The organism is Lentibacillus halophilus (genome assembly GCF_039522485.1).
Lineage (GTDB): Bacteria > Bacillota > Bacilli > Bacillales > Amphibacillaceae > Lentibacillus > Lentibacillus halophilus.
Genome location: NZ_BAAADM010000038.1, coordinates 32,121 through 45,236, shown reverse-complemented (window position 1 = coordinate 45,236; position 13,116 = coordinate 32,121). Strand labels below are relative to the sequence as shown.

The window sequence follows — 13,116 nt, the reverse complement described above, 5'->3', positions numbered from 1 at the left end:
AGTATTTTTCCGCAGCGATGGTTAAAACGTATCCCAACATTGTAGTAAATTACTTGGACAATCGTTCGTATATAGTGTCTAACGTTTTAGTTATGTCCCAGCCCCTTTTATGCTTAATGACGTGGGCGGCACGTTTGGTGGGTGTTGTTACGAGTCAATGAGCTGGTTGGCTAAATCCACAATATCCCGCGCCATGTAATCGCAGTCGTCTTCCGGCGTTACCGTTTCCGTTATCTGGTTCATCCCGTGTTCCAGCGGTCGGCAAATATACGCCGTTTTCATGCCCTGTTCCGCTGCTGCCTGAAGATCAGACGGGTGCGCTGCTGCCATCACGATTTCGTCAGGATCCAACCCCAAATAATGATACGCCATTTGAAACACGGCCGGATCCGGTTTATAGCTTTTGATAAACTCCGGCGATAAAATGAGATCCCACGGCAGTCCGGCGTGTTTCGCCATATGGGTTAAAAGCGACACATTTCCATTCGATAAAGGGGCAATAATAAACTGAGACTTTAAGCGTTCAAGGCCAGTGACACTGTCTCCCCACGGCTCCAAGCGCTGCCACACGTCGTTCAGCACCCTCAATTCGTCCTCGCTGAAGCAGGATAAATCATAACGCGAAGACAGGCGATTCAATTCTTCACGGTGTAATGCATCAAACGGTTTCCATTCCTTTTCCCCATTTAACATCCGGTCGATGGTCGGTTGACAGGCACCGCGCCAATCATCGGCAAGAGACGGCCAATCGATAGTGACACCTTTTTGCTTATTCCACTTGTGTCCTTCTCGAATAATGCTTTCACGATAATCCACAACGGTGCCAAACACATCAAACAAAACGGCACGAATCGGTTTTTCTGTCATCAATGACGTCTCGTCTCCTTATTGGTCATAGATTAAAAGCTTTCCATCAGTTTAGAATGGCTTCATGACCCATGTCAACGATCCCCCCGTCACCCCAATGGCAAAATCCTCCATGCAAATGGGTTGTGCTTATGCATAACCGTGCGTTTTTAATCATAGAGTTTAACAACAAATAAGAAGCAAAAATACGTCATCGTTATAATGTCGACAATCGACAGTTCGAACAATCATCTCTGCAACCGTCGATCCCAAATACACGCTATTTAGAACGATTAATACCAAAAAAGGGGGGAGGAGACGGCGCACGTTGACTGTGCGTCCAGACGTGTGGAACATCGATCCGACGCTTGTTCTGGCATGAGGTATTCCATTTAAGGGGGTTTGAGACATGTTAAAACGGTACATGTTGGGGTTATTAGCCATTGGATTCATGATGGCATTGGCGGCTTGCGGAAGTGATGAATCATCTGGCGGTGGTGGCTCAGAAGGCTCAGGGGGCTCGGAAGGCGAAGGGAATGGCAACAGTGGTGGCGAAGAAATCAATATTATAGCGGCGCACGTTGTTTCCCCGGAAGCGACGCAACAGGATATGTATGAGAAATTCAAGGAACTCGTTGAAGAAAAATCCGACGGCCGTATTACGATGGAAATTTATCCGGATGGGCAACTGGGCGGCGAACGGGAAATGGTTGAGAGTACACAGGCTGGCGATATCCAAATTTCTTCCCCATCTGTCGGGGTATTGGCCAACTTCTCGTCTGCGTTGGAAGTATTCGACTTTCCATTTATTTTTAAAGATCGGGAAACGGTATACGACGTCCTTGACGGAGAGGTCGGTCAACAATTATTGGATGGCTTGGAAGAAAGCGGTATCAAGGGACTCGGTTACAGTGAAAACGGGTGGCGCCATTTGAACACAACGGAAGAGCAGGTGGTTAAGCCGGAAGAAATGGAAGGAAAGAAGCTGCGTACCATGGAAGTGCCCATGCATATTGCATTTTGGGAAGAGTTGGGTGCCAACCCGACGCCAATGGCCTTCACCGAAGTGTTTAACGGGTTGTCCCAAGGTGTCGTGGATGCTCAGGAAAATCCGCTTCAATTAACGTATACGAGTAATTTTTATGAACCGGCACCATATATCACGTTAACCAAGCATATTTTTGACCCGGAGATTGTCATTGTCAACCAAGAGTTTTTTAACAGCCTTTCCGAAAAGGATCAGGACATCATTCAGTCGTCATTGGATGAAGCGATTGCGCATTTACGAGACTTGAACAGCGATCTGGATGAAGAGCTGCGCACGAAATTGAAAGACGAAGGGACAAAGATCAGAGAGTTATCAGACGAGGAACGCCAAGCTTGGATCGATGCAACCCTTCCATTTTATAAAGAATATGCGGATGAGGTGAATAAGGACACACTCATTGACCTGCTTGAGGCAGCAGGCAATGACAAGATATTGAACGCGATACAATAAAAACGATGTCGCACCCAAGGATGCCTTTCGTAACTTGGGTGCGTTGTTTTCCATTGGTGGGAGGTGACCGACATGAAACTTTATAAACACCTGGATGACCATATCGAAACTTATTTATCGGCGGCGTTATTGGTTTTCTTTTCCTTATTATGTATCGTACAAGTTATCATGCGGTACGTGTTTAACGAATCTTTGATATGGTCGGAGGAATTATCCAGGTACGCGTTTGTCTGGTTTATTTATACGAGCGCTGCGTATGCGGTGCGTTATCAGCGCCACGTTAAATTCAGTTTTTTAGTCACATTGCTCCACAAAGCCTCACCCATGTTCAGTCAACTGTTAAAGATTCTGGCGTTAATCATTTGGATCAGTTTTTTGATCTTTTTGGATTATTTCAGCATTCAATTGGTACTTAATCAATACCATACCGGGCAAGTGTCACCGGCGAATCAATTACCTATGTACATGGTCTATATAGGCATTCCCATTGGTTCATTTTTAATGACGTTCCGGGTTGTTCAGCATATTATCCGGGATGTGAATGCGCTAAAAACAGTCGCGTTAAATAACAGGAAGTAGGGGGGAGATGTCGTGGCTACACTCGTTTTATTTGGTAGTTTTATTTTGTTTATGGTTTTAAGCGTCCCTGTGGCATTTGCGCTTGGTCTGTCATCGGTATTGACGTTAGTGGCAACGGACAAAATCCCTCTTAATTTTATAGCGCAGGGAATGTTTACCACCGTTGATAATTACGCCTTGATGGCCGTGCCATTATTTATATTTGCGGGGATCATTATGGAGTATGGCGGTCTGTCCCGACGTTTGATTGATTTAGCGAAATCATTTGTCGGCCATCATGTTGGCGGCCTTGCTGGTGTGACCATTCTTTCATGTACGGTGTTCGCTGCCTTAAGCGGCTCCGGTCCTGCAACGGTAGCGGCGATTGGGGGCATTATGGTGCCCGCCATGGTGAACGAACATTATGAGAAAGGCTTCAGCGCAGGTATTGTAGCATCGGCCGGCACGCTTGGCATTATTATCCCGCCAAGCATCCCGTTAATCATCTACGGCATTACGACGAATACGTCCATTGGTGATTTGTTTATTGCGGGTGTTGTTCCCGGACTATTGATTGCGATCGCTCTTTGGGTGATCAGTTATGGCATTTCGAAAAAGAATCACTATGGCGGGGCAGCGACACATGTAACGTGGCGCGACCGATGGACCTACTTAAATAACGCCAAATGGACGTTGATCATGCCGATGGTTGTTCTCGGCGGTATTTATGGAGGCGTTTTCACACCGACCGAAGCGGCAGGCGTGGCGGTGGCGTACAGCGCCATTTTGAGTTTATTTTACCGAGAAATTAAATGGACAGATACGATTGATATATTTAAACGAACGACGCTCATTTCCGGTATTATCCTGATTATTATTGCGACTGCCTCCACGTATGGGCGGATTCTCACGATTGAGCGCATTCCGGCCAAAATAGCGGAATTTCTTGTGTCCTTGCCGGTCGGGTCGTGGGTGATCCTCAGCGTTATTGTTCTGCTTCTCGTATTCATCGGCATGTTTATGGAAACCATAGCGGCTATTATTCTATTGGCACCGATCTTACTGCCGGTTGTAACGGAACTCGGCATGCATCCTGTCCATTTCGGTATCGTCATGATTTTAGCAGCGGAGATTGGCTTCTTGACACCACCTGTGGGCGATAATTTGAACGTGGCAAGTGCCATCAGCGGACTGTCACTCGAAAAAGTGGCCAAATCAACGTTACCGTTTACCATTACGCTTATTCTATTATTATTTATCTTTACATTTGCCGACCCGTTAATTATGTTCCTGCCCGACGTGATCGGCGGAACAGGGGAGCATGGATAAAAGACCCATTGCAGGAAAGTGGAAGGGAACCATCATTTCTACTATACTGGTATTAGTAGGGCACATGAAAATAATTCAAATCCATGGAAGAAGGACTGTTGATAGCCATGACCCATCAAGGACCAAGGATACACCCGGTCATCGTTCCCACATCCACCATCCTGCAATCGTTCAATTTTTATGTGGTTGAAAGCGACGGGGCATTGATATTAATCGACGCGGGCTTGAACTCGAAATCATGTTGGGCCCATTTCAATCAGGTTATGAACGCTAATGGCTTTGAAGCGGCAGATATTGATAAAATTATTTTAACGCATAGTCATGACGATCACACAGGCATCGTTCATCATTTATTAAGTGAACACGACATCCCCGTTTATGCCCATAAAAATGCCGCCCCTCGGTTGAACAGGGAATGGGCCTATTTGCATCATCGGCTGGCCTTTTTTGACCAATTTTATGAAGAAATGGGATGCCGGGAACGGGGAAGAGAGCACGTGGCCCTCCTGAGGCAACGAGCGAATGAAAAGGAATCCCAAGCCTTAAACACTGATATCTCCCCGCTGCAAGAGGGAGATGTGATCGATGGGTTTGAAGTGATCGAAACCCCTGGGCATTGGCCGGACCATATCGTCTTATGTCACCGGGAAAGCGGCGATGTGTTTGCAGGCGATCACATATTGGGTCACATATCCAGCAACGCCATGATGGAACCCGATACAGCAGGCAATAAACAGCATGCATTGCTGGAGTATGAGCATTCCTTGAAAAAATGCACCGACTATGCGCTGCAAACAGCTTATACCGGTCATGGCGGCGTTGTGGAAAACCCGATCGCCTTAATCGAAAGACGGTTGCGTGGTATAGACAGAAAATCCGAAAAAATCCGGACGTTGATTGGCAAACGACAACCATGTACGGCCGATACGCTGGCCCGGGCGTTTTATGAAAAAGCTTATGACCGGGAATTTTCACTCGTGATCTCGGAAATCGCCGGACACTTGGACAGGTTGGAAACGCATCAGCGCGTCACCAAACGAAAAGTCGATGCAGAATGGGTTTATTCACTGTCATGAACCATCGTTTTGGCTGTTATGAATAGGGTTTTAGCGATGCATGAAATATATTGAACAAATGGCACGGATTGTTGTCAGACTGGCGCTTAGTTGACTTAATCAAACGTTTGATCAAGAGGATGTGCCCCCTCGTTTCCGTCCACCACATTCAAAAGGAGGTAAGACATGTGCAACCCAACCGCATTATTGACTTAACCATGGATTTGACCAATCAAACGCCCGTTTTCCCCGGCGACCCAACACCGCACATTTACCCGGCGGCGACACTGGACGAGGATGGCTGCAGTGTGCACCATCTCCATATCGCTTCCCACACGGGCACGCATGTGGATGCACCGTACCACTTTTTCAAGGATGGGGCCCGCATGGATCAGCTCGATCTGCATTTGTTCATCGGATCCGGTTTGATTATCCCTGTACAGGGGAAAAACGAACGAGAGCCGATCACGCTCGCTGATACACAAGCCTATATCGAAAAGGCCAAACCCGGCGACATCGCGCTGTTTCATACCGGATGGGCGCAATACGCCGGTACGGACAAGTATGAGCGCCATCCTTATATCCATCGCGACACAGCACGGGCACTGCGGGATCAAGGCGTCCGCGTGATCGGAATCGATGCGTTGAATCCGGATCAAACCGGGAGCGACGATTTTTCCGTCCATGATGAAATACTGGGGCGCGAAGGCGTCCTGATTGAAAATCTGACCAACCTGGAGCACGTTGATGTTGCCAACCCGATGATTTCGGTGTTGCCGCTGAAACTGCCAGGTGGCGATGGCTCACCCGTCCGCGCGGTTGCCATGGAAGGATCGTGTCGTTGAGACGTTTCGGAGCGGCAAGAGACAAAAACCGAAACGATACGCATCATGCCGGGCGAAGTAGCATAACGATTAATGGGATATCGGCTGCCAAATCGATCGAGAGCGAGGCGGAATCGATCGGGAGCTGGGCCCAAAACGATCGGGAACACGGAATGATTCTAAACAGCTGTTCGCCCAGATAGCTGTTTGTTAGAAGAGGTGTGATACATATGGTAGGACAATGGTTTGTGATTGGATTTATTTTTCTTTTGGCGCTCGTCATTCTAGTGCCGGCTGCCGTGTTGGTGTGGCTTTATTTTCAGGATAAAACACGGGAGCAACACGCGATCTTGCAAAATTATCCGATTATCGGTCGGATGCGCTATATTTTAGAAAAAATGGGGCCGGAACTCAGGCAGTATTTATTTTTAAATGATCAGGAAGGCAAGCCGTTTAATCGGGATGAATTTGAGTTTGTCGTCAAAGCGGGGAAGTACAATAGCAGCATCATGGGATATGGAGCGAAACGGAACTTTGACGAAGACGGTTTGTATTTAGTCAATCATATGTTTCCATCCCAAACGGAAGAACTAAAGATCGATCAATCCCCGACAGTGAATACACGCGTTTATGAGATTAATGAGGAAAATCTATTCAGCCGTAAAGAAAAAAGCAAGGCTACCGATATAAACCCATCCTACCTTCACGAGGATGATCAGGTGGTTTTGGGTGAGCATACCGTGCGTCACCCATTTCGGTTAAAAGGGTTGATCGGCCAATCAGCTATGAGCTATGGCTCGTTGGGCGACCATGCGATAACAGCGCTGTCCCAGGGGCTCGGCATGGCCGGGGGCACCTGGATGAATACCGGCGAAGGAAGCGTGTCGCCGTACCATTTAAAAGGAAATACCGATCTCATGATGCAAATCAGCCCCGGTCTGTTCGGCGTGCGTAATAAAGCGGGCCATTTTTCATGGGAAGCCTTTAAAAAACAAGCCGATACCGAGCCCATCAAAGCCTTCGAATTAAAACTCGCCCAGGGGTCGAAAACACGGGGCGGGCACGTGAGCGGCAATAAAGTGACCGAAGAAATCGCCGAGATACGCAACGTCGAACCGGGGGAAGATATTAACAGCCCGAATCGGTTTCCAGGCATTGACGGACCGGAGCAACTGCTTGCGTTTGTGGACCAATTACGGGATGTCGGCCAAAAGCCAGTGGGCATCAAAATGGTCGCCGGTGACGAACAGCAGGTGGCGCAGTTTATCAAAGCTATGGCGGAAACGGACATCGTTCCTGATTTTATCACCGTTGACGGCGGGGAAGGCGGAACCGGTGCGTCGTATTATGCCCTCGCGTATTCGGTCGGACTGCCGTCGTTTTCCGCGATTCCGTTAGTGGATGACACCCTCAAGCAATACGGACTGCGGGATCGGACGAAAATCATCGCGTCCGGTAAGCTGCTGACACCGGACAAGATAGCGATGGCGCTCTGCCTGGGGGCCGATTTGATCAACATCGCCCGAGGCTTCATGATCTCAACCGGCTGCATCATGGCGCAAGTATGCCATACCAACACATGCCCAGCCGGTGTCGCAACGACGGATGAAAACTTGCAGAAAGCCTTGAATATCGATGAAAAGAAATACCGGGTAGCGAATTACTTGATAACACTGCGACACGACCTATTTGACCTTGCCGCTATCGCGGGGCTGGACAGTCCAACGAAACTGAATCGGGACCATCTCGTTTATCGCTCATCATTCAATGAATTCTCCCAATCAGGGAAGCAGCCAAGTTAATCATAAAGGAACAACCGGGCGCAAGGATAGCCCGGTTGTATAAGGTGCCTGGCACATAAACTATTCAGAATTGTTTGCGTGACTGGCACTTGCATCAAGGTGGGGAACCATGCCCTCTACTTAGTTAAAGGAATTTTAATATCCTCACCGACTTCGAGCATACAATTTTGACGGTCTTTTACTGGGGCAAAAACCATCACATAATTATCTGGGTCATGTACCTCTTCCTTACTATAGATTGGCACAACCTTCTTCCCAGCTGATCTTAAAAATACGCCGGTTTTTTTCTTATTAGCTCTGTATCCATATTCATCACCTGAATTTCTAGGATTCATGAATCGTTTTTCCAGCTTACTTCTTTTTTCATATTTCATTCCACTTTCATCCGTATATAGTTTAATGTCGGACCCAGTAACAACGACCCTTGTTTCCAAGGCAGAAAACTCAGCCTGCTTAATGGTGTATGTTTCACCTTTAAAACTGAATTCTTTATTGACTTTGACTGTTTCTCTGTCGAAGGTGGCAGATGGTTTAAGCTTGAATTCTAACGGCCAAGTTGTCTGTACACTGCTATCTCCTTTGTTTTTCCAGATAGTCAAATCTTCAATCTTTAAACGAATGTTTTGTCCCTCATATTCTTCTATTGATTCAAAAGATAAGGCATCATATACTTTGTTTTCTGTTTTGCTGTAATATCGGCTTCCCCATCCCACATTTTCTAATGATTTCTTTTCATCACCGACAATTAAATGAAGCTTACTGACACCTTCCCAAAGGTCAATAGAATAATTCTTTAAATTTGTCTCTTCACTATGATAGGTCAACAGGAGCTTTGTTTCTTTATCATCGGTTAAGACTCTCTTAAATTTTACGTTTATGTCATGCTCTTTATCGTAGTAGCTTTGATCAAGCACTTGCCCTTCTTCTGATTTAACAGCCTGTCTCACTCCAGCATCATCAATATGTTGACTGGAAAAAATATTACCTTTTTCCTCTTCAGTAGCTGCTGATGGTATAAAAACCAATGCCGAGCCAATCGTTAAAAGTATCAATAACGAAATGCCAAATACAATTTTTTTCATAGACACCCTCCTGAGAAATTCATCCATATATAATATGAAATGTTTTATATTTTATACATGCCATTGAGTAAAATCGCACCTATAACATGACGATACATATAGTTCTCAAAGAAGCATTGATGGTAATCGTTGAAAAGATAGATGAGAAATATTCAAAGCAGTTTTGGAACTCATCGGATCTAAGTCCCGTCGGGTTTCCATTATCTGGGGTATGCCGAAAACTTGTATCAATTTACAGTTTTCATTTCGCCTGATATTGGGTATAATATAATTAGAAGACTCATAAAATAAAAGAAACCGCTAGTGTAGATACACTAACGGTCATGTACAACAGCCCTTCAAGGGGCGGCTCACATTACAGGTGTTTTAAAAAATAACTACCCATTATGCTTGTCAGGCCTATGGGTGGTTATTTTTTCTGGTTTGACAGTATGGCTAGGTGCCAGGCACATAGACTATTCTGAATTGTTTGTGTGCCTGGCACTTGCATTAGCAATGTCTTGGTTATTTTTTCATAAATTCTTGAACAGCTCTAAAGATTCCAAGCAGTCCACTTAAAAATATAGCACTAAATGTAATCCATATTTGTGTATAATTAGGTCCATTACCTATCGGCCCAACTTTAGGTTGGTAACTAATGTATAAAAAAATAATAGAAGCTAGTAAAGTTAGAATTCCTAAACATAATATTATAAACCCTTTCATATATGAAACCTCCATTTACGGCGGTCGGGGTCTGTCCCCATAGCCAAGAAGGGCAGATTAGTTGATTCGATAAAAACTTTTGGCTATTTTTAGTATTTCTTTTTTTGAGGTAGAGTCGCTATCAACTAGAAGGTCGTAATAACTATTATCTTCATCCCACTTCAGAATTTTGATTTTATCTTTTTTACCGTACCTTCCTACCAAGTTATCCGTTATGTTAACCTTTTCTTCTGTAAAATCAATTGCATTTTCCGTTGTTCCTGCCCGGAAAGTTATCTCTTCTTGATTGTCGTTTACAAATGTAACTGTGAGATAATTAGTTTCCAATCTACCCAATTCCTTCACTTCTACGTTCGTTTCTGTTGGTTCAAATGAGAGTAAATGTGGGATTTTCGGATTGAACTCCAATTTACTCAAAGAGCTAATAACTTTTTCTTTATTATATTCTATAAGGTCTTTTGAACCTGATTCATCACTACATCCGACCAAGATAAATATAAACATCATTACTATATAAATAGCTTTCTTCAAACTCTCCCTCCGTTTCATAAAGAATGATAATGTTATTTTACAATCTGGCTCCATTCAGGCACAGCATTTATTAAACAGCTGCGCCCAGGTGCCAGGCACATAAACTATTCAGAATTATTTTGAGGTTGGGGACAGTCCCCATTGCGTCGCATCATTGAAAAATTCTTCTGCTTCCGAGGTATCGGTAAACGCTCGTTTCGGAATAATAATGTCTTTTCTAGGTTTCTTTTTCGGTATTAAAAAATGAATGAAATCCTTATTCCTCGTAATCTTTTCTATGTATTTCCATTCTATTGTGAACTCGGAATCTTTATTTTTAATGTTTATGCCTCTCGAGGTAATCGTCGCAGTGGAAGATCGTAAAGCATAACTCATATACCCGACGTTGTTAAGCCAAACAAAGATTAAATATGACAACATAATAAGGATTAAAATACCAACTATTATCTTGCCGGTTTGGTCCTCGACGGAAAATAAAAAAAGCATTACAAGAAAAAGAATAAGAACAGCCACTCGTGATATTTTTTCCGATTGAGTACGAAATACTTTTCTAGCTTTTTTATACTCTTGTTCTGTAAGTGTGTATGTTACTGTATGATGGTCGTTCAAAGTGATTCTACTCCTTGCTATTACTCATTATTCAACAACTGTCCCCATAGCCACATAAATAAGTGCAAAGTGTCATTCGATATATCGTGCTTAACACTTATTTTAACATAAAAATATAAGGTGCCAGGCACATAAACTATTCAGAATTGTTAAGGTGCCTGGCACTTATGTTAGTACTGATTTTTCTTTTTGAATAATAGGATGATAGTAGTGATGGGCGGGAGGGGTTTGATGCGTAAAATAGCTGTCATCCTTGTCGTGTTAATCGGCGGTGCTGGATTGTTTCTGTTTTTTCATCAATCAAACGAAAAACAAGCAGCTGAAGTGGTTGCGACCTTTTATTCGTATGAACAGAATGCGAATTTTTCGGATTCGTGGGAGATGTTTCACCCATTGATGAAAGATAAATTTGCTAAAGTCGACTATATACAGGACCGTGCGCATGTATTCATGGGGCATTTTGGTGTGAAGACCTTTTCCTTTTCGGTTGGGGAAGCGACGAAACGCGAGGGCTGGGCCATTGACAATGATACAGACAGCATTGATACCGTTTATCAAGTGCCCGTCACACAAGTCTTTAAAGGGAAGTACGGCAATTTCTCTTTAACGCAAAATGTGTTTGTGACCGATGTGAAAGGCGAATGGAAAGTGCTCTGGAATTATAAAAAATAAGCCCCAAATCCCTTCCATATTTTCAGAAAAATTGACGTACATCAACGCTGCGGGCATTTTGGGCCACATTTATACAAATGGTCCTGATTGCCGCAAATATACATGAGGTGCCTGGCACATGAACGATTCAGAATTGTGTGGGTGCCAGGCACTTACGTTGCTATGGGGGATAAGCTATCTTAAAATAGCCCGAGTGAATTTATAAACACGATGGCAATCGTTAGTGGCACAATCCAGCGCATAAGGAAGCGCCATCCTCGGAACCATCCAAGTGCCAGGCTGTTCCCTGACTGAAATTCTTTGATAATGATAGCTTTATCCATTCGAAATGAAATGAAAATCGAAATGAGAAAACAGCCAAGCGGCAACAAAATGTTACTGACGAGAAAATCAGTAGCGTCAAAAATGGATTTCCCAGCAATAGACACATCCGACAGCACCCCAAAGGATAACGTTGCCGGAATGCTGGCCAGAAAGACGACGATCCCGGCGATGACCGTCACTTTTTTACGTGAATGCTTTCCACTGGCTGTCAGAGCCGATATAATAATTTCCAGCAAACTGAATGAGGACGTAAGCGTCGTGAATAAAAACAGCAACAGAAATAGTGTTAAAAACAGAGGACCAAACGCCATTTGACTAAAAACGTTCGGCAAGACGACGAACAACAAACTTGGACCAGCTTTCGGTTCCAGACCAAAAGCAAAAACGACCGGAAAAATGGCCAGACCGGCAAGAACGGATACAACAATATTCAGTGAGGCAACGCTTGCCGCCGACGTTGGAATACTCTCTTTCTTATGCAAATATGAACTATACGTAACCATACAGGAGAACCCGACAGCCAAAGCAAAAAAGGATTGCCCCAACGCGTATAATATGCCTTCCCCGCTAATATTGGAAAAGTTCGGATTCATAAAGAAGGTAATGCCTTCCATCGCTCCATTTAAAGTCAAGGAACGAACAACCAATACGAGGAAGAAAATAAATAGCAGCGGCATTAAATATTTACTGGATCGTTCAATGCCTTTCTTAATGCCAAAGCTAAGAACGATGACATTGATCAATAGAAATAATGCCACACCACCAAGCGCCAACCATGGCGTTCCAATAATAGATTGAAAGAGCTGGCCATAATTCGCACCATCTGAAATCACATTCCCGGACAGACTCATTCCGGAATACAAAACAACCCAGCCACCGACAACACTATAAAACGACAGCAATAAGAAACAGCCTGCTACCCCAAGGCGGCCAATGATTCGCCAGGGAGACTTGGGTGCGAGGTGATCATACGCAGAAACCGCTTCCCTTTGAGCTGATCTACCAATAATAAACTCCGATATGAGCATGGGCAATCCAATGAATAACGTAAAAAGCACAAAGATGACTAAGAAAGCACCTCCGCCGTACATACCTGCAGCATACGGAAATTTCCATATGGCACCAAGACCAATCGCGGCCCCAGCTGAAGATAGAATAAATCCTAATTTGGACGACCATTGTTCTCTAGATTCACTCATAAATGACTCCTCTCCGATGTCACCGCTTTAATTTTAAAGATTTAGAAAATAGAGTGGTAGATTTGTGGCTGGGACAACTTCT

At 44.5% G+C, this 13,116-nt stretch carries 13 protein-coding genes; 8 read left to right on the top strand and 5 right to left on the bottom strand.

The annotated features are described in order from the left end of the window. Positions 1-147: 147 nt before the first annotated feature. Positions 148-867: a haloacid dehalogenase type II gene (locus ABDZ72_RS07495; protein WP_343752170.1), complete on the bottom strand. Its 720-nt coding sequence runs from the start codon at positions 865-867 to the stop codon at positions 148-150. Between the two features lie 388 nt (positions 868-1,255). On the opposite strand from ABDZ72_RS07495, the gene ABDZ72_RS07490 reads away from it, so the two are divergent. From ABDZ72_RS07490 to ABDZ72_RS07460, 7 genes are all read left to right on the top strand, one after another. Beyond that, entirely contained in the window at positions 1,256-2,344 is a 1,089-nt protein-coding gene (locus ABDZ72_RS07490) for a TRAP transporter substrate-binding protein (RefSeq protein WP_343752145.1), read from the top strand. A gap of 72 nt (positions 2,345-2,416) precedes the next feature. Then, positions 2,417-2,923 carry a TRAP transporter small permease gene (locus tag ABDZ72_RS07485; protein ID WP_343752143.1) on the top strand — a complete coding sequence of 169 codons (507 nt, stop codon included), beginning with the start codon at positions 2,417-2,419 and terminating at the stop codon, positions 2,921-2,923. A 12-nt stretch (positions 2,924-2,935) separates the two neighbouring features. After that, on the top strand, positions 2,936-4,231 hold the full coding sequence (locus ABDZ72_RS07480; protein WP_343752141.1) for a TRAP transporter large permease: 1,296 nt from the start codon (positions 2,936-2,938) through the stop codon (positions 4,229-4,231). A 107-nt stretch (positions 4,232-4,338) separates the two neighbouring features. Further along, complete coding sequence (locus ABDZ72_RS07475) at positions 4,339-5,307, top strand: MBL fold metallo-hydrolase (RefSeq protein WP_343752169.1); 969 nt, start codon at positions 4,339-4,341, stop codon at positions 5,305-5,307. A 167-nt stretch (positions 5,308-5,474) separates the two neighbouring features. Next, positions 5,475-6,131 carry a cyclase family protein gene (locus tag ABDZ72_RS07470; RefSeq protein WP_343752139.1) on the top strand — a complete coding sequence of 219 codons (657 nt, stop codon included), beginning with the start codon at positions 5,475-5,477 and terminating at the stop codon, positions 6,129-6,131. Continuing rightward, positions 6,128-6,313, top strand: coding sequence for a hypothetical protein (locus tag ABDZ72_RS07465; protein ID WP_343752137.1), 186 nt, complete (start codon positions 6,128-6,130; stop codon positions 6,311-6,313). Before ABDZ72_RS07470 ends, ABDZ72_RS07465 begins: the two co-directional genes overlap by 4 nt. 27 nt (positions 6,314-6,340) lie before the next feature. Continuing rightward, positions 6,341-7,912 (top strand): FMN-binding glutamate synthase family protein, encoded by a 1,572-nt coding sequence (locus ABDZ72_RS07460; protein WP_343752135.1) that lies wholly within the window; start codon positions 6,341-6,343, stop codon positions 7,910-7,912. A gap of 116 nt (positions 7,913-8,028) precedes the next feature. On the opposite strand, the gene ABDZ72_RS07455 is transcribed toward ABDZ72_RS07460, so the two are convergent. The 3 genes from ABDZ72_RS07455 to ABDZ72_RS07445 all read right to left on the bottom strand — a co-directional run bounded on the left by ABDZ72_RS07455 (position 8,029) and on the right by ABDZ72_RS07445 (position 10,839). Continuing rightward, entirely contained in the window at positions 8,029-8,994 is a 966-nt protein-coding gene (locus ABDZ72_RS07455; protein WP_343752134.1) for a hypothetical protein, read from the bottom strand. Positions 8,995-9,756: 762 nt separating this feature from the next. After that, on the bottom strand, positions 9,757-10,230 hold the full coding sequence (locus tag ABDZ72_RS07450; protein WP_343752132.1) for a DUF4367 domain-containing protein: 474 nt from the start codon (positions 10,228-10,230) through the stop codon (positions 9,757-9,759). Between the two features lie 114 nt (positions 10,231-10,344). Further along, complete coding sequence (locus tag ABDZ72_RS07445; protein ID WP_343752131.1) at positions 10,345-10,839, bottom strand: YcxB family protein; 495 nt, start codon at positions 10,837-10,839, stop codon at positions 10,345-10,347. A gap of 231 nt (positions 10,840-11,070) precedes the next feature. Between ABDZ72_RS07445 and ABDZ72_RS07440 the strand changes: the two genes are divergently transcribed. Then, positions 11,071-11,511 carry a hypothetical protein gene (locus tag ABDZ72_RS07440; RefSeq protein ID WP_343752130.1) on the top strand — a complete coding sequence of 147 codons (441 nt, stop codon included), beginning with the start codon at positions 11,071-11,073 and terminating at the stop codon, positions 11,509-11,511. Between the two features lie 179 nt (positions 11,512-11,690). On the opposite strand, the gene ABDZ72_RS07435 is transcribed toward ABDZ72_RS07440, so the two are convergent. After that, positions 11,691-13,034 (bottom strand): sodium-dependent transporter, encoded by a 1,344-nt coding sequence (locus ABDZ72_RS07435; protein WP_343752128.1) that lies wholly within the window; start codon positions 13,032-13,034, stop codon positions 11,691-11,693. Positions 13,035-13,116: the final 82 nt, after the last annotated feature.